This is a genomic window from Blautia hansenii, from assembly GCF_013304445.1.
Classification (GTDB): Bacteria; Bacillota; Clostridia; order Lachnospirales; family Lachnospiraceae; genus Blautia.
Genome location: NZ_JAAITA010000002.1, coordinates 136,699 through 162,087 on the forward strand (window position 1 = coordinate 136,699; position 25,389 = coordinate 162,087).

Below are 25,389 nucleotides of genomic sequence, written 5' to 3' on the forward strand. Positions count from 1 at the left end.
TTTCTCCATTTTCTCTTTTAAGCACAACGAGAGGGGCCGCCGCAAAAGCGCAGCAGCTCCCCTTCTTTTGTCAGACCCGATTTTATTCCCAGCTCCACTCTGCCAGGTTGGCAATCAGCGGCCATGCCTGTCCATGAGCATGGATTCTCTGGTTTCCGATATTTAATCCGTCTTTCACATAATAAAGGTGTGTCATATTTACAAAGAATGCCCAGGGCGCCTCCCCTTTCATGGAAGTACCGGTTTCACCGTCCCACTGTGCCTTCTGCCACCACTCATAGGAGTCTTCAATGGTCAGCGAATTCATGGCTTTATCCAGATACTCATCGGTCTTATCGCTCATATAAAATTCCGGATTGTACCAGTCTGTCTTTCCCGCATTGCTGCTGTGGAACAGCATATAAGAAGTCATGGGACTGTCGGAACCCCATCCCATAATCATAGGTTCAGAAAACATTCTCTTAATGGTATCATCCTCACTGACACCTTCTACCGTAATGTCAAAGCCCAGGTTTTCTTTTGCCTGATTTGCCACAGACATAGCCACAGCCTGGCGCATGGAATCTCCCGCAAAATACATCAGATGAAAGGCCAGCTTATTTCCGTCCTTTTCCCGGATGCCATCTCCGTCTGTATCCTTCCAGCCGGACTGTTCCAGAAGTTCCTTTGCATAATCCACATCCGTTTCAATAACGTCCTCCTCATTCCACCATGGCATACCGTCACACTCGGAATAAGCCGGTTTTGCAAGGCCGTTTAAGGCTTCGTCAATAATCTGCTGTCTGTCTACGCCGTAGCAGAGAGCCTTTCTCACATTCACATCACAGGTAATATTATTTCCGATTTTATATCCGTCTTCCGTCTTCTTTCCTTCATCGGGAACGGTTGGAAGTGTAATGCCTCTATTGTCTACGGATTCTACTTTTTCTACATGCATGCCTTCGATTTCTGTGGTTGCAAGAGTTGCAGAGGTCAGCGCAATGTCTACCTCTCCGGCTTTTGCCGCTACAAATCTAGCGTCCTCTTCCTGAATCAGAAATACAGCTCTTTCAATTTCCGGCTTGTCCCCGTAATAATCCTCATTTGCTTCCAGAATAAACTGCTGTCCCTTGTCCCACTGTATCATTTTGTACGGACCGGAACCGATAATCTGGTCTGCGGACATTCCGAATTTGTCGCTGTAAGCCTTCTCCGGTACAATGCCCATCTGCGCTACCGTATAAATAAAGGTTACACAGGGTTTTGTCAGCTTAAATTCTACGGTAGTGTCGTCTTTTGCCGTACAGCTTTCCATCATGGTTAAATCCATATAAGTGGCTTTTTCTTTTGCCGTGTTAAAAGTAAAGGCAACGTCTGAGGCTTTTAGTGCATCTCCGTTTGTAAACTTTACGTCATCCCGGATTTGAAACGTCCAGGTAAGGGCGTCATCACTGACTGTATAATCCGTTGCCAGGTCATTTTCCAGCTGGTCATCTCCGTTTACTTTTACCAGATTGGAATACAAAGGCGACCCGGTATAGCCAAATCCTGTACAAGGGTCAAAAGAATCTCCTTCACTGGAAAAACCAATGGTAACTTCTGATTTTTTTTCTTGGGATTCATCCGTCTTGGCAGAGCCTTCCTCCTTCTGTGTCTGTGTTTTGGCAGAAGATGTACCGGAATCCGATGCCCCGCTTCCACATCCTGTTACCATGGCCGTTACGCATAACAGCGCTGCCAGTGCTTTCATTCTCTTTTTCATCTGTTGTTTCCTCCTGGTTATTTTCGTCTGCCCTTACGGCTGAACTCTATTATAGACAAGAAAAAGCCCCGGGGTAAGCTACCCTGGGGGTTATTTCTTTTTTCTTTTTGTATTTTTTTCATTGCCTGTAAATACAGGATTTCAGGAGAACGCTTTCCTCTGCAAAAAGGCTTTTATCCCCATCCGGGGGTTTTCTTTTGCTATTTCTGCACCTCTGTATACTGTTTTATGGACGCAGGCAGAGCAGTGCGGAAAATAACAGAAATATAATTTATTACCTGCTGTTTGTCGTGCTCTTCTTTATGAACAATCCATTCCAGCAGTGTTCCGGCTATTGCCTCTGTATAAAAACTGCTTAAAAAGGTTTCAAAGTCTTTCGGAACTGTGGTTTCCGTGAGTTCTTCTACCTTTTTTATCATGGAAGTTGTAATTTCAATAAAGTCCCAATAGAAAAAACGTTTCAATTCATCTCTTCCCACAGAATCATAAATATTCTTCAAAAACACACTATTTTTTTCAATGTAATCCATGGCAAAGAGAATAACTTCCTCATAATCGATAATCAAATCGAATTTTTTCACAACCTCTATGGCTTCCTGTTCCAAAGTCCATTTCAGTAAATCGTATACATCGGTAAAGTGATAATAAAATGTTTTTCGATTGACATTGCAAACCCGAATCAATTCACTGACCGTTATTTTAGAAAATGATTTCTGTACCACAAGGTTCTTTAAGGCCTCTGCAAATAATTTCTTAGTATTTAAACTGGTCACTTCATATTTCATGTCAAAACCTCTTGCTGTTTTAGTATACAGTTGTCCCACAAAGAATTCAACAATCAAAATTCAGGCATTTGTTCCACAATGCCTGCACATTTGTCCGTATTTTACCCAATCCCGAAAATTTGACCATGTCTAAACAGAACTTTTCTTTTTATAATGGCTCTCGGCAGTAAAAAAGGAGGTGTGCTGCTCGATGTGCAAAGAAATACAGCAATACTTTTATAAGATTACTTTAGCTGCACCTGTCGGAACACGGTATGGACATTTGCAGATGGAAGTGAAACAGGGACTGATTTCCGGCTGCGTTGATATTTTAAATCATAAAAGCCCCTTAACCGGACAGGTACTGGATAACGGTACCTGCAGATTAACCGGAACACTGACATCTCTTATGCAGACCTTCACCTATACGGCAGTGGGCTGCTTCAATGCTCAGTTTATTGAACTGACGTTAAAACGAAGAAACAAGCATTATCATTTAACCGGAATCGCTGCAAGGAGGAATTAGATATGGGATATATTGAAATGCGAAACAGTTGTAAAACCTATAAGATGGGAGAAACAAAAATATATGCAAACAGAGATGTCAGCTTCTCCATTGAAAAAGGAGAACTTGCCATAATACTGGGTTCATCCGGCGCCGGAAAATCCACGGCGCTCAATATCTTAGGCGGAATGGACACCAATGACAGCGGCAAGGTCATCATAGACGGAAAAGATATTTCCAATTACAATGCAAGACAGCTTACGACTTACCGAAGAAATGATGTGGGCTTTGTATTTCAGTTCTATAATCTGGTACAGAACCTGACTTCCAAGGAAAATGTAGAACTTGCTTCTGAAATTGTAAAAGGCGCCCTGGATTATCAGACCGGCAAGCAGGTACTCCAGATTCTTCAGGATATGTGCCGGAAAAAGGGGGCAACGGTTGTAATCGTTACAAATAATGGCGCCATTGCTCCCATTGCGGACCGTGTCATCCACATGCATGACGCTACAGTAAAAAATATCGAAATCAACAAACATCCACGGAATATTGCAGAAATTGAATGGTAGGTGATACTCGTTGAAAAAGAAAAAATTATGGAAAGATATAAAAAAATGCTTTTTAAATTCCAAAGGACGTTTTATCTCTATTTTCTGTCTGATGATGTTAGGCTCTTTTGCACTGGTGGGGCTAAAAGTCACAGGCCCGGACATGCGAGAAACCGGCCTGCACTATTTTGAAGACTTAAATCTGTCTGACATAACAGTCATTGGAGATTACGGCATTGATGAAAATAACCAAGCCGCTATCAATCAGTTATCCGGAACCAGTAAAATAGAATATGGATATTTAAAAGATGTAGAAATCAAGGATACCACCGACAGTATTCGTCTGTTTTCAAATCCGGATACCATTTCCAAATATGAACTGACCGCCGGGAAACATGCAGAAAAAGATGACGAAATCGTTTTGTCCGATACTTATAAAAGTCAATACCACATTGGCGATACCTTAAAAGTCACGGAAAAGGAAAGCGCCGGAACCAAGGTGCTAAAAAAACACACTTTTAAAATTGTGGGATTTGCAAAGTCTCCGGAGTTTCTCTCTTCTATTAATATGGGACAGTCCACTTCCGGAACAGGCGAATTAAAGAGATACGGCTTTGTAAAGAAAGATGTCTTTGATTCTGATTTTTACATGATTGCAAGAGTGACCTTCCGCGATACGCAAAATGTCAATCCTTATTCCGATACCTATACCGATTTGATTCAGACCCATAAAAACCAACTGGACAAGCTGTTAGAGAGTCAGCCTGCCCTTCGTCTGGAGACTCTGAAGGATACGTATCAGAGCAATATTGACGATGGACAGAAACAGATTGACGAAGCCAAACAGAAACTTTCAGACACAAAGGAACAGCTGGCAGACGCTGACAAGCAGATTGAGGATGCAAAAACTGCCATTGCCTCTTCTGATTCTCAGCTCAAAGCTGCCAAAGAACAGTTATCTTCCGGCAAAGCCACCCTTACAAAAAAATGGGAGCAGCTGCAGTCTGCCAAACAATCCCTGGACAGTGCAAAAAATACCCTGCAGACAACAGAAAACCAGTTAAGTTCTGCCTACAGTTCTCTCCAGGACGGATGGGGCAAAATAAACACGGCGGACAGCCAGTTATCTGGGAAAGAGACGCAGCTGGCACAGGCAAAAGAAACGCTTGCCTCCAGTGAACAGGCATTTTCCTCAAAATCCGCAGAACTTCAGGAAAAACAACAGACCTACCAAAGCGCCTTTGACGAATTCACCCAAAAACAGCTGGCTTATCAAAGTGCTTCTGACGAACTGGCAGCGCAGCAGAATACCCTGGATTCCAATAAAAATACTTTGATAAGCGCCAAACAGGAATATGAAACTTCCATTGATTCCTGCACCCAGACCGTCAATGCGCTCAAAGAACAGCTGGCAAATCCTGACCTTTCCCAGGAGGAACAGGAAGCGCTCCATCAAAAGCTGGCTGCTGCCCAGGCAGAACTGGAAAAATGCCAGTCAGAATATGAAAGCTTTTTGTCCGGCACTTATACCCCTCAGATGGACAGCCTTGCCGCCATGCAGACGCAGCTTGACCAGAAAAAAGCGGAACTGGAACAATCCAAAACCCTGCTTGCTGAAAAAGAAACGGAATTAAAGAACGCAAAACAGCAGCTGGATTCCTCAGAACAGGAAATCGGGGCCGCTTCTGCACAGCTTACGGACGCAAAGAATCAAATTGCAGCCAATGAAGCACAGTTAAGTGAAGCAAGACAGTCTCTTGCAGAACAGAAAGCACTTTTGGAAACGAAGCAGGAGGAATACAATTCCGGCTATGCGCAGTATCAGTCAGGTGTTTCTTTATACAACCAGAATCTGAATACTTATTATTCGGGACTGTCCGCATGGAAGGAATCCTTTGAAACCCTGCATTCCAAAGAAAAAGAGTATCAGGAAAACGTTGATAAATTAGAAGCTGCCAAACAGGAATTATCCGATAAAGAGGCGGAATACGAAGGCGGTTTAAAGGAGTTTACTACCAAAGAGGCCGACGCCAATAAAGAAATTGCTGAAAATGAAGAAAAATTAGCAGACGCAAAAGAAGAAATGGACAGTCTGGAACTGCCGGTGTATACCTTAAGCACACGAAGGGAAGCTGCCGGTTCCGACGGTTATAAAATTTACGACTCCATTTCCACCATTATTGACGCCCTGGCAAATGTGTTTCCTATCTTTCTGTACTTTGTAGCCGCACTGGTAACCCTGACTACCATGACACGTTTTGTGGATGAAGAACGTATGAATGCAGGTACTTTAAAGGCCCTTGGCTATACAGACCGTGATGTTATGAAAAAGTTTACGGTCTATGGACTGATTGCAGGCGTGTCCGGCACGCTTGCCGGTATCCTCTCAGGTCATCTGCTGCTGCCGGAAATCATTTACAATGTCTACGGAAACGGCTTTGACGTACCGGTTATTGAAAAACACTTTTATCTCTCAACTTCTCTGGCCGCACTGGTTCTGTCCGTTTTCAGTGCGGTCCTTCCGGCCTGCATCGTTGCCTTAAGAGAACTGAAAGAAAAACCGGCAGCTTTGTTATTACCCAAAGCTCCCACAAAGGGGTCAAAGATTTTTCTGGAGCATTTGACACCACTCTGGAACAGAATAAGCTTTACCCACAAAGTAACAGCCAGAAATATCTTCCGATATAAGAAACGGATGTTTATGACTGTTTTCGGTGTGTGCGGTGCCGTTGCTCTGCTGTTTACAGGACTCAGCGTACAGAACTCCATCTCCAAAATCAATGACCGGCAGTTTGGCGAGCTTATCCAATATGATTTAATTGTAGCACAGAACAGCCTTTTAACAGACAAAGAACAGCAGGAACTGGATTCCCTTTTAAATGGCAGTTCCATCAAGGAACAGCTTCCTGTCCATTATGAATCCGTGACAAAAGTTGCGGGAAAGAAAAAAGACAAGCAGGAAATCACTATGATTGTGACGCAGAACGAACAGAAATTCCGTGATTATTTTAGTCTTGTTCATCGGGAAGATAACACACAAATCTCTCTGGATGATAACGGCGTTGTCATCTCTGAACGGCTGGCAAAATTATTGGATGTAAAAGCAGGCGACAGCTTTACCATTACGGATTCCAATGACAAGGAACACAAAGTAAAGGTTGCCTCCATTACAGAAATGTACACAGGACACTTTATGTTTATGAACGACAACTATTACGAAACTGCATTTTCTGATACTTACCAGGCAAATGCAAACTTAGTCAGCTTAAAAGACAGCTCCTTAGAGAATGCACAAACACAGGCCAGCCATTTTATGGAATCAGACGCTGTCAAAGGGGTCGTTCAGAATACAACCATGATTAACCAGATTAACACTATTGTAGATTCCCTGAATCAGATTATGCAGGTTTTAATCCTTGTTGCAGTTCTGCTTGGCATTGTCATTCTCTACAACCTTACCAACATCAATGTTGCAGAACGGATTCGTGAACTTTCCACAATCAAAGTTCTGGGATTCTATGACAAAGAAGTAACTCTCTATATTTACCGGGAAACCATACTTCTTTCCCTGCTTGGCATTTTAACAGGCTTTGGTGTGGGCGACCTGCTTTACCGATATATACTGGCTGTTGTGCCTCCGGATGAAGTTATGTTCAACCCCGCGCTTTCCGCCAGAGCCTTTCTCCTTCCTGCGGTTTTAATTGCGGCCATTACCTTTGTCTTAGGATATATGATGAATCGAAAACTGAAATATCTGGATATGCTCAGCGCATTAAAATCCGTGGAATAACAAAAAGCCCCGGTTCCTCTCACTCTTTTGGGAACAGGGGCTTTTCAATTGGGGACTTATCTTTCATTAGGAATTTTTTCCAGCGCTTCTTCTATCTGCTGCTTTTCTGCTTTTGTCATTCCTGTATGATTTAAAATCTCCCGAAAACTTCTGGAATCTGCCATAAAATACAGACCTTCCATGCCGTTTTTGCGTACCAGTTCCTGTGCGGCCGGGCCGATTTTCTCCGCCAGCATATCTTTATTTGCTTCCAGCCAGGCTAAAAACGGAGTCATAACCGTTTCTGCCCCGGCATAGTTCCTCAGGTATCCGAAGGTACAGTCCCAGGACAAAAAAGTATCGTAATCTCCGGAGACATGAGCCTTACATACTGGCTCTGTCATAGTATTTTCTCCGAAATCGCCCAGAACATCTTTCAGCCATCCGATACTGTCCTCCACCCAATCCGGCACCCGGCTGCAAAGTGGGATTTCCCGGTTCTGGACAGACGTATCTCCTGTAGAAAATCCATGAGGACCGTAGGCATAAATATGACTTTCAAAAGTAACTCCTTTTTGAGCCAAAGCCTGCAGAAAGTTCACCGAATTTTCCACGGCTACCAACTGGTCATTGCAGGTAGCAAAGACAAAACAAGGACATGTTTCCTCCGTCACTGCTGAGATTACATCCGGCGCTGTGCTCTCGCACATCTGCACGTCTTCCCCCCGGGTTACAGCATAGCCTAAAATTGCCGCATTCGGCTTGTTTTCTGCCATGGTTGCCGCACAGCCTGCCAGATGTCCGCCTGCCGAAAATCCCAGCACGGCAATTCTATCCCCATACACATTCCACTCCTCCCTCTTGCTGCGAATCAGCGTCATAGCCTGCTCATAGTCTTTTAATGGATTGGGCCACACTGCATCTTTCTTCACCGAATACCGCAAAATGAATACCTGATATCCTGCTTTTAAATAAGGCATAGCCACCGGGTCTGCTTCCCGGTCTGAACAATACTGGTATCCCCCGCCCGGAAGAATCAGGATAGCAGGTCTTTTTGATATATAGGAAAAAGCCCCACCTGTTTCCTGGAGATAAGCTGTCAATGTCACATTTCTTTCCTGATTTAAAGTAAGTAATTCTGTCCTCATGTATATTCCTCTCTTTCTCAGGTCAGTCCCGCCTGTTTTTTCTTATTCTTGATTATAGCATTTGCCGAAATATGCAACAATGGATTTTTCCCGAAAAAAACTGCTGCAGAAAGTACAAACGAAACGCCTTTCTGTTCCGTATGACTTTCTGCAGCAGTTTTTCTTAATCTGTAAATTCCATACCAATCAAATCAAATTTTTCACAGCTTATCACAATGGTAAAGCTGTCTTTGTCCGGTTTCGAGCATTTCATGCGGATAATTCGGTCGGACATGTCATAGTACCAGCCGCTTTCCGCTTCTTCAAAGCTCTCTTTTGTCAGGAATTGGGCAATCTTTTCTCCTTCTACTGTTACCCAGTAAGCACCTTTTTCCTTACTCACCAGATTCAGTTCCAGGTTATCCCAGGTTTCCTCATAAGAACCGTTCTTTGTAAAGGTAATGGTCTTTCTGTCTCCGGCCTTTACCTCGATTTTTGTAGATGCATACTCTCCGTCTTCAAACTTCTTAGACCAGCCGTCATCATCATAGTAAGTAAATGTCACGTCGTTTTCACAGCTAATGAGGAAGTTCAGAGTTTTCAGGGTATCTCTCTTAATCTGGGTCACATCTTCGCTGGTAACATACACGCCGCAGTCCCTGAAGAACATGGGCACAGAAGCCAGGGTAACCGGAATTTCTATGGTCTGTCCGCCCTCATAGGCCTTAAAATGGTCGTTCATATCATACCACACAGCGCCCTTTGGCAGATAGATTTTCCGTGTCTTCGCCCCTTTTTCCACCACGTTTGCCACCAGCACAGACGGTCCGAACAGAAAGGTCAGATGTTCGTCTGTGTAGCAGTTTTTATCCTCCGGAAACTCCAGAAACAGCGGCCTCATCACCGGCATACCGTTTTCGTGCGCTTCCCGCATAAGAGAATACAGATACGGTATCATGCGATATCTCTGGGCATATGCAGCCTGTACATAAGGCAGGGTTTCCTCGTACATAAAAGGCTGTGTTACCGTATTGTCGCTGTTTGCGGAATTGATACAGAATCTAGGCTGGAAAATACCGTTCTGAATCCAGCGAAGAAGAAGTTCTGCCTCCGGAGCAGGACCTGCAAAACCGCCGATATCACAGCCGGTATTGGCAATACCGGACATTCCCATGCCCATAATGGTGGCAATGTTAAATTTCACCGTACGCCAGTCTGTCAGATTATCTCCGTCCCAAACCTGAGCATAACGCTGGATTCCTGCGAATCCGGCCCGGTTAATAATGTAGGGACGTTCTTCCGGATATACCTCAGCCAGGGCTTCCTTTGCCGTATAAGCCATCATATTGGAATGAATAATTTTCAGCTCTGCCATGGTTCCGCCCATGCCCTCAAATTCACAGAACGCATTTCGGTCCTCAATGCCGTCATACTCACAGTTGTCGTTCCATACCGTCTTGGAACCTTTTTTCAACAGCGTTTCTTTTAAAAGTTCTTTCCAGGTGTTTCTTCCCTTTTCACCTGTAAAGTCCACAAAGCGTCCTTCTCCGCCCCACCAGCGTCCACGGTAGTCGCTCTTTTTATCCGGTGTTTTTACAAACACATCATTTTCTTCAAAAACTTCCCGGTAAGGGTGATTTTCCAGAATTCCCGGCTTCATGTTTGGAATCACGTTAATTCCCATACCTTCCATTTTTTCAAAGAAACCCTCCGGGTCGGGAAATCTCTTGTTGTTCCAGTTAAAGGTATAGCGCAGGTTGTCCTTCTCACCGGAAGAATAACCGCTGGCCAGCCAGAAGTTGTCCATGTAAATATGCTCGTCAAAGTGCTTCTGAATCACCTTGTAAATTTCCTTATCACAGTCTTTTTCCAGTTCCGCATAGTACATAGTGGAGGCTGTGTATCCCAGAGACTGCTTGGTAGGCATAGCCTGCCGTCCGGTCAGGAACGTGTAGCGGTTTAAAACGGAAGGCATATCCGGTCCGTTGATTAAAAACAAGTCAATGTCCCCGCCGTCCGCCTGGTAATAGCAGTAGCAATCCCAGTAGCCGCTCCGCTCATTTCCCATATCAAACACAGCGTCATAGGAATTGTTGTAAAACAGTCCCAGCGCATGGAGGCTGTCTTCATTGGTGCGAATGTAAAAAGGAATGTGCTTGTACAGTGGTTCTCCGAATTCCGGATCAAAGCCGATAGCATCCTTGGGAGACATACGCATACGTTTTCCTCTTTTATCCAGATGTCCCGTCTTTTCTCCAAAACCATAGAAATGGTCTTTGTCCATATCGGCTTCCGAATAATGAGTCACCCGGCCAAGCTGGTCTTTATCAAAGGCTCTTTCCTTCAAATCTGCGTAAACCAGTTTTCCCTCTTTGTCGTAAAGCCTGAAGCACAACGGTTTTTTCTGCATGACAAGCCGAAGGGTTTTCGTCTCAAATACCAGTTCTTTTTCCTTTTCTTCGTAAGGAAGAGAAAGAGCGGTAATCCGCTGTCTCTCCTCCTTTAAAAGTTCGTCCAAATCGTCTTCCCATGCAGTGGTTACCAGCGCATAGGACGCTTCTTTAAATACCCGGTCAAAGGAAACACGGATACGGATAATATCGTCGGTCATGAAAATCAGTTTGATATCTCCGTTTTCTCCTTTTACCAGATAACCATTTTCTGTCTTTTCGATTCCCTGATAGTTTCCAAAAAGCATGTTTCTTCTCCTTTTTTATACCAGACCAAGCAGTGTAGGAACAGCCATAGACAATGCCGGAATATAAGTAACGGCCAGCAGAATTCCCAGCAGCACTGCAAAATACGGAAGCAGTGTCTTCGTTACCTGCTCAATGGTAATCTTGCTGATTCCGCAGGATACAAAGAGTACGGAACCTACCGGAGGCGTCATACTTCCCATACACATGTTGAAAATCAGCATAACACCGAACTGAATGGAAGACATACCAAGGCTTTCTGCGATTGGCAGGAAAATCGGTGTAAAAATCAAAATCGCAGGTGTGATATCCATAAACATACCGACAATAAGAAGAATCACATTCATCAGCAGTAAAATCACATATTTATTGGTAGACACAGACATCAGACCTTCACTGATCGCCGCCGGAATACCGGAGTAAGCCATAACCCAGCTCATAGCAGAAGACGCAGAAATCAGGAACAGAATAATTCCGCTGGTTGCTGCGCTGTTTAAGAGAATTTTCATAAAGGATTTCATGTCAATGCTCTTGTAAATCACAGACAGAATCAGGCAGTACAGTACGCACACACCTGCTCCTTCCGTTGCAGTAAAGATACCGGCCACAATACCTCCGATAACAATGACAATAAGCAGCAGACTTGGAATAGCCTCAAAAGTGATTTTCAAAGCCTCTTTCACCGGCACACGTCCGGAAGTCGGGTATTTGCGTCTCTTTGCATAAATAAAAGCAACGATCATGGTGCCAAGTCCCATAAGGATTCCCGGTACATAACCTGCCATAAACAGTGCGGAAATAGACACGCCGCCTGCTACGGTAGAATACACAATAAACGCACTGGTTGGCGGAATCAGAAGACCTGTAGGCGCAGATGCAATATTTACCGCTGTGGCAAACGCAGGGTCATATCCCTCTTCCTTCTGAATCGGATAAATACATCCGCCCATAGCAGAACTTGCCGCTACAGCAGAACCGGAGAGTGCGCCAAAAAGCATATTTCCTAAAACATTGGCCTGGGCCAGAGAACCCGGAATCCAGCCGCAGAACAGTTTTGCAAAATTTACCAGACGTCTGGCAATACCGCCGTTGTTCATAATGTTACCGGCCAGAATAAACAGAGGCACTGCCAGAAGAGAGAAACTCTCCACACCACTGTTCATTTTCTGCATGGTAATAAAAGTAATCTGGTCCCAGGACAGTGTAGACACTGCCGTTACAATAGAAGAAATTACAATTCCTACGGAAATCGGACAGCCGATAAACAGCAGGATTCCAAATACTGCAAATAAAAGTATGGTTGTAAGTGCTATATTCATGCCTCTTCTCCCTCCTCAATCACATTTCCTGTCACATCTTCATACAGATTAATCACCTGTGCAAGCACGATAAACACACCGGATACAGGCGCCATGGCATACACCAGACCTCTGGAAATTCCTAAAAGTGCAGAATATTCATGCACGGCACTGAGCGCCAGTTTTGTTCCTCCGATAATGACAACGAAAATTGCAAAAAGCAGAATCAAGGCATCGACAAATACCATAAGTCCCTTTTTTGCATTTGGAGATACTTTATCCCTTACAATAACCAAGGCCATGTGCTGTCTGGTGCTGAAAGCATAAGCTGCACCGATAAATCCGGTCCAGATAAGCAGATAACGTACCACCTCTTCTGTAAAAGCTGCCGGACTGTTTAAAACGTATCTGGTAAAGACCTGATACAACACCAGCAGGGTCATGGCAGATAAAAGGACTGCCGCAATTCTGGATAATACAAAATTCATTCCTTTTTTAATCTTTGTCAACGTTTCCAGCATCACTCTTCACTCCCTTCCTGTACCTGGCGAATTGTAGTTAAAAGCTTATCTACGCCCGGATAACGCTGGCAGTATTCTTCCACCATACCTTCTGTAGCTGCGCGGAATGCCTCTTTGTCTACATCTTCTACAAAAGTAACTCCCATTTCCGTCTTCGCTTCTTCCACCGCCTCGTCAATGGCTTCTTCCCACATCACTTTGTGACTTTCTGTGGAGTCGTGAGCAGCCTGAAGAATGATTTCCTGGTCTTCCTTGCTTATCTGTTTCCAGATTTTAGAACTCATAACCATAACATCCGGTATCATCGCATGCTGGTCCAGGGAATAATATTTACAGATTTCTCCATGTTTTCCTGTCGTCAGAGCTGTTTCGTTATTTTCGGTTCCATCAATAATACCTGTCTGCAGGGATGTATAAACATCGCCGTAAGACATAGCCACCGGAGTTCCGCCAAGGGCTTTCATCATGTCTGTCTGTGATTCCATATCCTGCACACGGATTTTCAATCCTTTTAAGTCTTCCGGTGTACGAATGGGTGTGTTCTTGGTATAGAAAGAACGGGCACCGGAAGTATAATAAGTCAGAGTCACAAATCCCTCGTCTTCTGTGGATAAAAAGAAGTCCTCCATGGCATCAGAATCCATAACCTGATAGAAATCCTCTTCATCGTCAAAAATATAAGGAAGACCAAAGGTATTGTAACCTTCCTCAAAGGTTGCAAGGTTTGGAGCTGCTACCTTTGTCATGGCAATTACGCCTGCATTTAACTGTTCCATGGATTCCGTCTCAGAACCAAGCTGTCCGTTTGGGAAAATCTTAATCTGGATTCTTCCCTTTGTTTTTTCTTTTACTTCCTCGGCAAATTCTTCCATAGCGATATGTACAGTATGGGTTTCACTGAGTCCATGGGACAGCGTGAGCACCATAGGATTTTCAGCCGTTGCCTCCTGGCTGCTGGCTGCGCTTTCGTTTCCACAGCCGCTGAGCATGCTCAGAGAGAGACTCAATACAGCTGCGATTGCTGCTAACTTTTTCATTTTCCACTTTCCTTTCTTTCTGCTTACATTCCAATCAGGTCAAACTGTTCAAAGGAAACCACAGTTTCATAATCCTTCTTCGGATTCTTATATTTTATCTGCACAGATTTCAGCCTCTGGCTGTAATACCAGCCGCACTCCGCTTCCTCAAATTTTCTTCTGTGCAGGAAATGCGGAATCTCCCGTCCGTCTACTTTTACCCAGTAAGGCGCTTTTTCTCTGTGTATCATGTCGATATACATATCTTCCACCTTCGTTTCATAGCTGCCTTCATTGGCAAAAGTGAGCACGGTTCTCTCTCCTGCCTGCATGGAAATTCGGGTTTTTAAGTAAACACCCTTTTCGTAATCCATAGTTGCGCCGTCGTCTTCGTAGAGGGTAAAGCCCCCGTCCTTATCTGCAGCGCAGAGAAGAGAAATACCGGTAGCCTGCTGTTTCATCAGGTTATCCATTTTATTGAGCGCCATAGGAATCATGGCCCCACTCCTCACATAAAGAGGAATACTTCCCAAATCCACCGGAATTTCTATGGTCTGTCCGCCCGCGTAGGCTTCTCTGGTATAGAAGTCATAGAACGTTTCTCCCTTTGGCAGGTAAATCTTTCGTGTCTTCGCACCTTTTTCCACCACGTTTGCTACCAACAGGGAATCTCCGAACATGAAGTCCACACCCTCGTCATAACCGTTCTCATCATTCTGGAAAGCACTGCACATCGGTTCCATAATAGGAAGTCCTGTTTCATGAGCTCTTTCCATAAGAGAATACAGATAAGGAATCATCTGATAGCGGAAAGAAATCGCTTCCCGGATATATTCCTTGCAGTCGCTGTACATCCACGGCTCTGTTACCGTGTTGTCAATGTTGGTGGAATGAATGGAAAATCTGGGCTGGAAAATACCATTCTGAATCCAGCGCACAAACAGTTCCGCTTCCGGGGCCGGTCCGTAAAAACCGCCGATGTCACAGCCCTGGTTGGCTACACCGGACATACTCATGCCCAAAATAGTGGCAATGTTGTATTTCAGAGAATCCCAGCAAGTCAGATTATCCCCTGCCCAGGTCTGCGCATATCTCTGAATCCCGCAGTGACCGGAACGGCACACAATGTAAGGACGTGTGTTGTCAAAGGTTTCATGCACGGCTTCATCTGTAATGTGGCACATAATGTTGGACATAACGGATTTTAACTGCCCGATAGTACCGCCTTTTCCCTCAAAACTGCAGCGGCAGTCTTTATCCACCATACTGTCATATTCGCAGTTGTCGTTCCACACAGAACTGGTGCCATATTCCAGTACGTTTTCTTTCAGCATTTCTTTCCAGTTTTCTCTGGTAGCTTCTTTGGTAAAGTCTACAAACATCCCTTTTCCGCCCCACCAGGTTCCGATTCCCGGCTCATCACTCTGGCTGTCCTTGACAAACATGTCCTTTTCCTGCATTTCCTGCAGTTTCGGGTGTACCAAAAGCATACCCGGCTTCACATTAGGAGACACACAGACCCCTCTGTCTGTCATCTGTTTAAAAAAGTCTTTCGGGTCTTTAAACCGCTTTTTGTTCCAGGTGAATACACAGCGCTTGATGCCTTCCTCTGTTTCAATGGCACAGTATCCGGAAGAAAGCTGGAAACCGTCTACCGGAATCAGCTCTTCTTTTGTGGTATCAATGAATTCCAGAATCGCATCGTCGCAGTCTTTTTCCAATTCCGGATAGTACATGGAAGAACCCAGATAACCCAGGGCATACCGGGGCAGCATGGCAGATTTTCCGGTTAAATCCGTATATCTTTCCACTACCTGGCGCATAGACGGTCCTGCAATGAGGAATAAGTCAATGTCACCTCCGTCTGCCCGGTAGCGGCTGTGCATTTTCCAGTAATTGCTCTTTTCTTTTCCCATGTCAAAATCGCACTCATAAGTATTGTGGTAAAAATATCCCACAGCCTTTTTATGTTCGCGGTTCAGCTTAATGTAAAAAGGAATGTGCTTATAAAGGGAATCTGTCTCTTTTGGATTGTATCCCATAGCATCCTTAGGACTCATATTCATAAATTTCTGCGCTTTATTAAATTCTCCGCTCTTTTCTCCGAATCCATAGAAACAATCCTGCGGCGTAATCTCGCTGGTATGAATCCGGCGGTGATTGCTGTCCTCCATGTAAGCCAAATCCACAATGTCTGCATGTAAAAGAGTATTCTCTATATCATACACACAGATACGGAACGGTTCCTTTTCTACTTCCACCCGCAGTTCTTTCCCGCGGATAACAGCTTTCTCTTCTCCGTCCTCCAGAACAGCCTCGGCCATCTGCACTCTCTTTCGTCTGCCTTCTAAAAATCCGTCCATGCGGTCTTCCCAGCCTGTCATCACCAGACTGTAAGATTCCTCTGCAAAATCTCCGTCAAATCCGGCCCGGATTCGCACAATAGAATCAGTCAGAAAATACACCCTGATTTCCACGCAGTTTGTCCTGACAGAAACATAATTGTCTTCCTGTCTTACACTCTCCGCCCTTAAACATACTTTCATTGCTTCTCTCCTTTTCGCTTTCTATGGCCACATTATAAGAAAATCCTCCTGAAAATCATAGACAAAATTTGCTTGAAATCCCCTGTTTTTTACTTATCTTGCTCTAATTTTCCCTTTTTCCTCTTGCCATTCGGACTCCCCTATGCTATTCTGTACCAAAAAACCAAAGGAGATTCTTATGCTGGACACCGCCGCGATTCTCATGTCACATGGAGAAAAAGTTGCTTATGGATATGCCGAAGGTGTGAATGACAATATGTGTCAATCCCACTTTCATGAATTTTTTGAATTGTATTATTTAGAATCCGGGGAACGGCACCACATGATAGAGGGCGAGCTGTATCATCTGACCGCTCACGAATTTATCATCTTCCCTCCCAATGTGATGCACCATTCCTACGGGGACAAAAACGTGCCTTTTAAACGTATTGTCCTGTATTTCACACCGGATATGATAGTCTACCCCGAAGTCCGCAGCTACCTGCTGGAAACCGCCAGAGTATTCTCTTTAAAGAAAATTAAGAAATCTATGATTCATCTCCTCCTGTCCATGCTTCATACTGAGCTGGACAAAGAGGAGGGACTTTTCCAGAAAGAATATCTGGAAAATCTGTTAAATCAGCTTCTGCTGACCATTCTCCGGGCCGATTACACCCCTGTGGAAAGCACACCCAGAACAAGACCTGCACAGGCGGTCAATTACATTCACGAGCATTATGCCGAAGAAATTTCTGTCTCTGCCCTGGCTGACATGCTCTATGTCAGCCCCTACCACCTGTGCAGGGAATTTAAGAAAGTCACCGGAAAAACCATCATTCAATACCTCAACATGACACGGGTGCTTCACGCCCAGCGTATGCTTTTGGAAACGGATTACAACATTACCCGTATCAGCAAAGAAACAGGTTTTTCCAATCTGACCCATTTTAACCGGATTTTCAAAAGTATTACCGGCGTTTCACCCAGTGAAAAACGAAAGCAGTACCAATCCGTTTAATCACGGCTGCTGACAATACCATAATAAGACTTTGAAGTTATCACATACATGAGAATATAGAAAAGTGAAAACAAAAGATAACAGCCCGCCATAACGCCTATCAGCAATCCGGTGTTTGTCACTCCTAAAAGCAGCAGAATCTTCCGCATCATAGGAAAAGCAAAGGCCGTATGCACTCCTGCTGCCAGAAGCGGCAGGAAAAATACGGTGAGTACCTGGGAATTGATGCTTTTTCGGATTTCCCGTTTGGTCATGCCCACCTTCTGCATAATTTCAAAACGTTTCCGGTCTTCATAGCCTTCTGTTACCTGCTTGTAGTACATAATCAGTACCATACCCAGAATAAAGACACAGCCCAATAAAATTCCCAGAACAAACATACCACTGTACATGGCGTAAAAATCTGCCCGCTCTGACGCGCTGTCCTCTATGTCTATTCTTTCATAACCTTGCTGCAGAAGTCCGTCTCTTTTTTCCCTTAAACTGTTTGCTACGGCAATTTTTTCCTCATCACTTCCCTGCAAATCAAATCCGTAATAATCGTGCATTTTCACCAGGGATTCTCCCTGCAGCTCTTTCCATTTGCTGCACACCTGACTTACAGTATCCATATCCTTTACAAAAATAAAAACAGAAGGCATAATCTGCATGGAATCCACGCCGTTATCCACAAATTCACTGAGTTTTTTCTTCACCTTCCACTTTGTGCCATCGTCAAAAGCGATTTCATCATACTTGTAGGATGATTTTGTCTGATAAACCAGGACTTCATCCTCCTGCAGCGTTTCATCTGCCCCCATAATACGATTGTAATCTTCCAAAGGCACTACAAAAAGCTGCCGGATATTTTCCCCTGTAGACATAGCAAATTTTTCTATTTTTCCCGGGTCCAGACTGATTGTCTTTCCCTCTTCATAACCTGCTGCCACTGTAAAACGATAATGAAGCACATTTTCAGCTTGTTTTTTCTGTTCCTCTAAGGTCTCTGCCGCCAGACGGTGTACCATATCGATTACTTCCTGATTCTCCGAATACGTATCGATTACAATATTTCTGGGATAACGGGTACGCAGCTGGTCTTCCGAACCAATAAACATACAGGAGACTGCTGACACCATAACCAGCACCATAGTAGAAAGGATACAAATGGATGCCAGACCATAACCGTTTCTCTTCATGCGGTACATCATAGAGGATATGGAAACAAAATGTCCCGATTTATAATAATAGTTCTTATTTTTCTTCAGCACCTTGCAAAGCAGCACCGAACCTGTCCGAAAGAGAATATAGGTGCTGACAATTACCATAGCCACCGCCACGAAAAACCAGAATATAGCCGCCATAGGTTCTTCAATGGATACCGCAAGATAGTAAGCAGCTGCCAGTATCACAACACCCAGAATCCCTTCCAGCCAGTTGGCTTTCGGCGGTTTCTCTCCCACAGCTTCACTTCGGAGCAATTCAATGGGTTTTGAGAAAAAAATCTGCAGCAGAGATTTTATTAAAATCAGCAGAAAAATGCTGCCAAAGACTTTCAGAGTCCACAGCAATGCTTCTGTGCTTATCGTGAACGCATAACCTGCTTTCCCCTCCAGCATGGAAATCATGACAAGTTCTGCTGCCTTTGAAAACAAAATCCCCCCTAAAAGACCGCCCAGCAGGGAAATCACCGTCACCTGTACACCTTCCCAAACCATAACCTTTGCCAGGTTTTTCTTCCCCATCCCCAGCACATGATACATACCAAACTCCCGCTTTCTCCTTCGCATAAGAAAGGAATTGGTATAAAACAGAAAAATCAGCGCAAACCCTGCCATAATGAAAACCCCAAAGCCAAGTACCCCCTGCATGGTATTTCCGCCCTGCATTTCCCTGACTGTGGGACTGCTGGATAAAAATACAATGATGTAAAACATGAGAATCATGCCCACAGAAGCCAGAATATAGGGAAGATAAATCTTTTTATTGTTCTTTATCCCTGTCCAGGCAATTCTGAAATAAAATCCTCTTTTCACTGCGCCTCACCTCCTGATGCCAGCATGGTCAGGGTGCTGGAAATCTTCTCGTACATCTGCTGATTGGTATCGTTTCCTCGGTAAAGCTGATGGAACACCTCTCCATCCTTAATAAACAGCACCCTCTGGGCATGACTTGCAGCTTTAACCGAATGGGTTACCATTAAAATCGTCTGCCCCTCCTGGTTTACCGTTCCAAAAAGCCGTAAAAGTTCGTCTGTTGCCTTGGAATCCAGAGCCCCGGTTGGTTCATCTGCCAGAATCAGCCTCGGACTGGTAATCAGCGCTCTGGCTACAGCGGCTCTCTGCTTCTGTCCCCCCGAAATCTCGTAAGGGTATTTGTCTAATATTTCTTTAATTCCCAGCTTTGCGGCCAAAGGTTCTAAAAGCACCTCCATTTGTCTGTAATGCTTTCCTCCCAGCACCAGCGGCAGATAAATATTATCCCGGATTGAAAAGGTGTCCAGAAGATTAAATTCCTGAAATACAAAGCCCAGATGATTTCTTCGGAACACAGACAAATCTGCTTCTTTTATTCTGGAAATATCCCTTCCGTCCAGAAGCACAGTTCCGCCTGTGGGTCTGTCCAGCGCTGCCAGAATATTTAAAAGCGTGGTTTTTCCGGATCCGGACTCTCCCATAATGGCTGTATATTCTCCCTCTTCTATGGTGAAATTCACATTTTTCAATGCCTGTACCTGATTGCCTCCGAATCTGGTGGTATAGGTTTTTTTCAGATTTTTCACTTCCAAAATTACCATATTTATTTTGTCCTCCTTGCTTTTGTCCTCTCTTTTACCGTCTTATTGTAGCAAAACAGGGAAATGTCCTGCCATAGCTTTGGCTTACATTTCCCTGTGTTCTTCTTACATTTTTGTAAGACGCTCTGTCATTCGATTTCCAAATGGGCCTTTCTCACATCCAGATACACCCGGGTTCCCGCTCCTACTGCGGAGGATACCCAAATTCTGTGCCCCAGGCGGTTACAAATACGGCTGCAAAGATACAGCCCGATTCCACTGGCTTTTTTCTGACATCTGCCGTTGTATCCGGTATATCCCTTTTCAAAAATCCTGGGCAAATCCTCTGGTGCAATACCAATTCCCGTATCCCCGATACAGAGAATCCCCGGCTCTGCCTCCTCAATCCATATCCGACCCCCGGATTTTGTATACTTCAGCGCATTGGACAAAACCTGCTCAATAACAAACAACAGCCACTTTTCATCTGTCAGTACCCTGCTCTTTACAGGCTGATATTCCAGACGGATTTTCCCATTGATGAAAGAAGACGAAAATCTGTGCAGCGCCTGTCTGACAATTCCGTCCATCCCATATTCCTGAAACATATAATCCGTATCCTCGCTTTCCAGTCTGAGATAACACAATACCATGTCTACATACTGCTCAATCCTCATTAAATCTCCTTTTATGGCTCTGGAAAGGGCAGTATCCTCATTTTCCAGATTCAGGTACATAGAAGCAATGGGCGTCTTTATCTGGTGTACCCAGAGGGTATAATATTCCATCATATCCCTGTATTTTCTGCTATGCTCTTCTTCCATGCTTCTGTATCGTCTGTTCCATTCTTCCATCAGTTCCTGATAGTCCCTCTCCAGAATTCCCTCAGACTCTGGCAGATTGTTTACGGAAAACTCCTGCTGCCTGTAAAGACTCTGCAATTCTCTGCGTTTTTTCCGAAATGCGAGAAAGTGGGGAAATACAAGCAGCACCCCCAGCGCGCCGCAGACTGCTGCACTGTAAAGCGCCGCCTCCACAGGTATCTGATACAGAAAGAAGAACAGAATAAAAATGCCGGAACAAATACCGTAAAAGAACAGCACTCTCCCATGATGTTTCAAATAGCTTCCCAACTCTCTCATGATGTGGTCACCGCCGATTCTATCAAATATCCCATGCCTACTTTTGTTGTAATAAATCCCGTCAGTCCCTCTTTTTCCAGTTTTTTACGCAGGCGGTTCACATTGACGCTCAGGGTATTTTCATCTACAAAACTGTCATTTTCCCACAATTTTTCCATCAGCCTTTCCCTGCTGACGATTTTCCCCTTCTGCTCCATAAGCGTGAGAAGAATCCGGTATTCATTTTTCGTCAAATCAATTTTTCTTCCTTCGTAATGCAAAAGGGCGTCTTCCTTGGATAAAAGCGCCCCTCTGTGCTCCAGAACAGATACCTGGGTTCCGTAATCATAAGTTCTTCTCAGAACCGCCTGTATCTTTGCCATGAGTACGGAAAAATCAAAGGGCTTTGCAATAAAATCATCCGCTCCGGCCTGCAGCGCCATAACAATATTCAGGTTATCGGAAGCCGAGGAAATAAAAATCACCGGCACTTTAGACACCTCCCTGATTTTCTGACACCAGTAATAGCCATTGAAAAAAGGCAGTGAAATATCCATCAGCACCAACTGAGGCCTCCAGGCGGCAAATTCCGCCATGATGTCATGAAAATCCTCGGTGCACCTTGCCTCCATTCCCCAGCTTTCCGTCTGTTTTTGTATGGCACCGGCGATACCGCTATCATCTTCTACTATAAAAATGCGATACATATGATGTTTTCTCCCTTTAGCAAGTAAGCATACTCCCTATATAAAAGCATGAATTTATTATAGCACAGCCCTTTCTGAATTTGAATATTTTTCTGCTTTACAGCACCGATTCCACTAACAGCTTCGTATACGCTTCTTTTGGCTGCATAATCACTTCATCCGGAGTGCCCTCTTCCACGATTTTTCCGTCCTTCATGACCAGCACACGGTCACAAAACATCTGCACCAAAGCCAGATTATGGCATATAAACAGGTAAGAAAGATTCCTCTCTTCCTTTAATTTTTTCAAAAGTTCCAGGATTTGCTGCTGTACAGTCACGTCCAGCGAACTGGTTGCCTCATCACAAATCACGATCTTGGGCTGTACGGCCAGAGCTCTGGCAATGGCTGCTCTCTGACATTGACCGCCGCTGACTTCGTGGGGATATCGTCCATAAAATTCCTCTGAAAGTCCGCACTGGGAAAGCAGGCGTAAAACCTCTTTTTTAGCCTCTGCTTTAGAAGTTCCACTGTTTCGCAGACTTTCTCCGATTCCGTCCCCTAAGGTTCTTCTTGGGTCAAAAGAAGTAACGGGAGTCTGAAATACCATCTGGAGTTTCTTATAACACTGGCGCAGAGCCTTTCCTTTTATTCTCGTAATATCCTGTCCGTCCAGAAAGATACTGCCCTCCGTCACATCTGTCAGGCGGGACACAGCCCTTACCAGCGTGCTTTTGCCGCTTCCCGACTCCCCTACAATCCCCAGGATTTCTCCCGGATACAGCTGAAAATTTACATGGTCAACAGCTGTAAAATCAGACTTTCCCTCTGCGGCAAATATTTTAGTCAATTCTTTTGTTTCTAAAACCGGTTTCATCTATGCCCTCCGCAATTTTGGTACTGCTGCCAGCAGTCTCTGTGTGTATTCCTTTTCCGGATACTGCAGAATCTGCCGGGCAGATCCATATTCTGCCACCTGTCCATCTTTTAAAACCAGTATGGTATCTGCCAGCGCAGACACCACCCCGATATCATGGGTTACCAGTATCACGGCTGTGCCAAAAAGTTCTCTCAGCCGCAGTATTTCCTGTACCACCTGCCGCTGAACAGCCACATCCAGGGCGCTGGTTGGCTCATCTGCCAAAAGTACCGGCGGCTGCATAAGCATAGCAAGAACAATACCAACTCTCTGGTTCATTCCTCCCGACAGTTCAAAAGGATAGCTGTTCCAAATCCTCTCGCCGTCTTTAAAATAGAGCTTTTCAAATAAATCCAATGCCTTCCCTTTGGCCTCTGCCCTGGTGATTTTTTTATGTGCGGAAATACTCTCATAAATCTGCTCTCCAATGGTCCGGATAGGACACAGAGAGGCGCCTGCATCCTGAAAAATCATGCCGATTTTTTCACCTCGAATCTGCCGCAGTTCTTTTTCAGGCAAATCCGGAATATCCTTTTCCTGAAACCAGATATCACCCCTGGTTACCATTCCGTCGTTTCCCAGAAGTCCCATTGCCGCTTTTAAAAGAGTACTCTTCCCACTGCCGGATTCACCTACAATACCCAGAATTTCTCCCTCATGAAGGGTAAAACTGGTATCTCGTATCACAGCCGTGCCGTTGAAACAGATTTCTACAGACTGATAGGTCAATATTTCTTTCATACGCCCTTCTCCTTCCAATAGAAATCGTCTCATGATGCAGGTGCCAAATCTACCGTAATTTCATAAAAATCACAGGGGTGCGCAGTCAGTCCGGTAACACTGGCCTTGCTAATCATGCTCATCTTCAGATGCGAGCAGAATACAAAGGCATTATCATCCAAAATCGTCTGCTGCATTTCCACTGCCAACTCACTTCTGCGTTCTGTATCAAAAGTTTTTGCCATTTCCTTTTCTAACTGCTCCAGTTTATCACTGTGGTAATGTCCGTTGTTTACCGCCGAACTGTCCAGACAGTGTGTGGTAAAGAAATATTCCGGATCTCCGGTAGGCGCCGTTACCATGGCGCTGGCATACACATCCCAGGCAGAAGCATTCGTCCGTATGCTGTTATGGTCTGCAGTACTGTTAATCTTCACATCCATACCGATTTCTTTCAAAGTAGCCTGTGCAGATTCTGCGAGCAGAGGAAGCTCCTGACGGCTTGGGTACGTCAGCCAGCGGATTTCTAACTCCTGTCCGTCCTTTTCACGAATGCCGTCTCCGTCAGAGTCTATCCAGCCAGCCTCTTCCAGGACTTTTTTTGCCCCCTCTGTATCATATGTTTCTGCTGTAACTGCATCTCCTCCAAACGTAAAGTTATCCGGATACGCTCCCACAGCAGGGTAGCCATTTCCATCCAGCAAAGTATCTACAAATCCCTCTTTGTCAATCCCCATGGCAATGGCTTTCCGCACAGCCGAATCCTGAATCACCGGACTTTCAAAGTTCATATGAACAAAAAAAGCACGGCTGGTCGCACAGCTTGAGAACGTATACTCCTCGTTTTCAAACAGAGGATAGCTGGCATACGGCATACCGTAAGCAGCGTCAATCTCACCGGACTGCAGCGCCATGGTCAGGGTGTCCCCGTCTGAAATAGTGCGTACGGTAATTTCATCATATCCCGGCTCGCCGTCCCAGTAGTCTTCATTTTTTACCAGTTTCAGTTCTTCCCCTGACACCAGAGATTCTGCTTTGTATGGGCCTGTGCCTGCCACAATACCGTCTTCTGTCACTCCTGCGGATACGTCTACAATACAGCCATAGGGGTCGCTGAGGTAATTTAATAAGGTAGGTTTGGGTTCTGTTGTTTTTATGGTAACTGTTTGCCCCTCTGCTGTAATGGTATCAATCATTAAGTCCCCTTTTGCACGCTCATGTACTTTTACCAAATCTTCCAGACATTCTTTTACTGCTTCACCGTCCATGGCTCTGCCGCTGGTAAACTTCACATTGTCCTGCAGAGTGATTTTCCAGGTCAGTTCATCTATATTTTCATAACTCTTTGCCAGCCAGGGCTGGATTTCCATGGTATCGGAATACTTAAAAAGAGTTTCACCGATACCATACCGGATACAGGCCCAGCCGGAATAGGTATTATGAGGATTTACATCAGGTTCTTCGTTTTCAGGGTTAAACGTAGTATCTCCGAATACAAAAGTCTTTTTTCCCGTATCTTTTGCTTTTTCGTCATCTGCTTTTTTCTCTCCCCCGGAGGCACAGCCTGGCAGAAGTCCTGCTCCCAGACAGACGGCCATCAATAGTGCCGATATTTTTTTCATTTTTCCCATGTGTTTTCCTTCCTTTCACAAGACGTTTT

General features: G+C 44.6%; 19 protein-coding genes. 4 read left to right on the forward strand and 15 right to left on the reverse strand.

Going from position 1 to position 25,389, the window contains the following annotated elements:
• Window positions 1-82 precede the first annotated feature (82 nt).
• Together G5A70_RS02725 and G5A70_RS02730 are read right to left on the reverse strand one after the other, a co-directional pair.
• Window positions 83-1,741, reverse strand: a complete 1,659-nt coding sequence (locus G5A70_RS02725) for an ABC transporter substrate-binding protein (RefSeq protein ID WP_173747768.1) — start codon at window positions 1,739-1,741, stop codon at window positions 83-85.
• A 200-nt stretch (window positions 1,742-1,941) separates the two neighbouring features.
• On the reverse strand, window positions 1,942-2,526 hold the full coding sequence (locus tag G5A70_RS02730; RefSeq protein WP_173747771.1) for a TetR/AcrR family transcriptional regulator C-terminal domain-containing protein: 585 nt from the start codon (window positions 2,524-2,526) through the stop codon (window positions 1,942-1,944).
• 190 nt (window positions 2,527-2,716) lie between these two features.
• Here G5A70_RS02730 and G5A70_RS02735 point away from each other — a divergent pair, with 190 nt between their 5' ends.
• From G5A70_RS02735 to G5A70_RS02745, 3 genes are read left to right on the forward strand one after another with little or no spacing between them, the layout of a single operon-like run.
• Window positions 2,717-3,031: a hypothetical protein gene (locus G5A70_RS02735; RefSeq protein WP_173747773.1), complete on the forward strand. Its 315-nt coding sequence runs from the start codon at window positions 2,717-2,719 to the stop codon at window positions 3,029-3,031.
• A 2-nt stretch (window positions 3,032-3,033) separates the two neighbouring features.
• Window positions 3,034-3,579, forward strand: coding sequence for an ABC transporter ATP-binding protein (locus tag G5A70_RS02740; protein WP_173747775.1), 546 nt, complete (start codon window positions 3,034-3,036; stop codon window positions 3,577-3,579).
• Window positions 3,580-3,589: 10 nt separating this feature from the next.
• Window positions 3,590-7,348, forward strand: coding sequence for an ABC transporter permease (locus G5A70_RS02745; RefSeq protein ID WP_226853470.1), 3,759 nt, complete (start codon window positions 3,590-3,592; stop codon window positions 7,346-7,348).
• 56 nt (window positions 7,349-7,404) lie between these two features.
• On the opposite strand, the gene G5A70_RS02750 is transcribed toward G5A70_RS02745, so the two are convergent.
• The 6 genes from G5A70_RS02750 to G5A70_RS02775 all read right to left on the reverse strand — a co-directional run bounded on the left by G5A70_RS02750 (window position 7,405) and on the right by G5A70_RS02775 (window position 16,531).
• The gene (locus tag G5A70_RS02750; RefSeq protein ID WP_173747779.1) at window positions 7,405-8,475 is read right to left on the reverse strand and encodes an alpha/beta hydrolase; all 1,071 of its coding nucleotides are present in this window, start codon (window positions 8,473-8,475) and stop codon (window positions 7,405-7,407) included.
• A gap of 163 nt (window positions 8,476-8,638) precedes the next feature.
• Window positions 8,639-11,152 carry a TIM-barrel domain-containing protein gene (locus G5A70_RS02755; RefSeq protein WP_173747781.1) on the reverse strand — a complete coding sequence of 838 codons (2,514 nt, stop codon included), beginning with the start codon at window positions 11,150-11,152 and terminating at the stop codon, window positions 8,639-8,641.
• A gap of 15 nt (window positions 11,153-11,167) precedes the next feature.
• Window positions 11,168-12,469, reverse strand: coding sequence for a TRAP transporter large permease (locus G5A70_RS02760; RefSeq protein WP_173747783.1), 1,302 nt, complete (start codon window positions 12,467-12,469; stop codon window positions 11,168-11,170).
• Window positions 12,466-12,969: a TRAP transporter small permease gene (locus tag G5A70_RS02765; RefSeq protein ID WP_173747785.1), complete on the reverse strand. Its 504-nt coding sequence runs from the start codon at window positions 12,967-12,969 to the stop codon at window positions 12,466-12,468. The genes G5A70_RS02760 and G5A70_RS02765 overlap by 4 nt, the downstream gene beginning before the upstream one ends.
• Entirely contained in the window at window positions 12,969-14,006 is a 1,038-nt protein-coding gene (locus G5A70_RS02770; protein WP_173747787.1) for a TRAP transporter substrate-binding protein, read from the reverse strand. Before G5A70_RS02770 ends, G5A70_RS02765 begins: the two co-directional genes overlap by 1 nt.
• Before the next feature lie 23 nt (window positions 14,007-14,029).
• Window positions 14,030-16,531, reverse strand: coding sequence for a TIM-barrel domain-containing protein (locus tag G5A70_RS02775; RefSeq protein ID WP_173747789.1), 2,502 nt, complete (start codon window positions 16,529-16,531; stop codon window positions 14,030-14,032).
• 178 nt (window positions 16,532-16,709) lie between these two features.
• Between G5A70_RS02775 and G5A70_RS02780 the strand changes: the two genes are divergently transcribed.
• Window positions 16,710-17,528: an AraC family transcriptional regulator gene (locus tag G5A70_RS02780; RefSeq protein WP_173747791.1), complete on the forward strand. Its 819-nt coding sequence runs from the start codon at window positions 16,710-16,712 to the stop codon at window positions 17,526-17,528.
• On the opposite strand, the gene G5A70_RS02785 is transcribed toward G5A70_RS02780, so the two are convergent.
• From G5A70_RS02785 to G5A70_RS02815, 7 genes are all read right to left on the reverse strand, one after another.
• Window positions 17,525-19,543 carry an ABC transporter permease gene (locus G5A70_RS02785; protein WP_173747793.1) on the reverse strand — a complete coding sequence of 673 codons (2,019 nt, stop codon included), beginning with the start codon at window positions 19,541-19,543 and terminating at the stop codon, window positions 17,525-17,527. The two genes, G5A70_RS02780 and G5A70_RS02785, sit on opposite strands and share 4 nt — an antisense overlap.
• The gene (locus tag G5A70_RS02790) at window positions 19,540-20,304 is read right to left on the reverse strand and encodes an ABC transporter ATP-binding protein (RefSeq protein ID WP_173747795.1); all 765 of its coding nucleotides are present in this window, start codon (window positions 20,302-20,304) and stop codon (window positions 19,540-19,542) included. Before G5A70_RS02790 ends, G5A70_RS02785 begins: the two co-directional genes overlap by 4 nt.
• 128 nt (window positions 20,305-20,432) lie before the next feature.
• Complete coding sequence (locus G5A70_RS02795; RefSeq protein WP_173747797.1) at window positions 20,433-21,425, reverse strand: sensor histidine kinase; 993 nt, start codon at window positions 21,423-21,425, stop codon at window positions 20,433-20,435.
• On the reverse strand, window positions 21,422-22,111 hold the full coding sequence (locus tag G5A70_RS02800; protein ID WP_173747799.1) for a response regulator transcription factor: 690 nt from the start codon (window positions 22,109-22,111) through the stop codon (window positions 21,422-21,424). The genes G5A70_RS02795 and G5A70_RS02800 overlap by 4 nt, the downstream gene beginning before the upstream one ends.
• Window positions 22,112-22,208: 97 nt before the next feature.
• Entirely contained in the window at window positions 22,209-22,967 is a 759-nt protein-coding gene (locus G5A70_RS02805; RefSeq protein WP_173747802.1) for an ABC transporter ATP-binding protein, read from the reverse strand.
• Window positions 22,968-23,750 carry an ABC transporter ATP-binding protein gene (locus G5A70_RS02810; protein WP_173747804.1) on the reverse strand — a complete coding sequence of 261 codons (783 nt, stop codon included), beginning with the start codon at window positions 23,748-23,750 and terminating at the stop codon, window positions 22,968-22,970. It abuts the gene before it with no gap.
• 29 nt (window positions 23,751-23,779) lie between these two features.
• Window positions 23,780-25,360: an ABC transporter substrate-binding protein gene (locus G5A70_RS02815; protein ID WP_173747806.1), complete on the reverse strand. Its 1,581-nt coding sequence runs from the start codon at window positions 25,358-25,360 to the stop codon at window positions 23,780-23,782.
• Window positions 25,361-25,389: the final 29 nt, after the last annotated feature.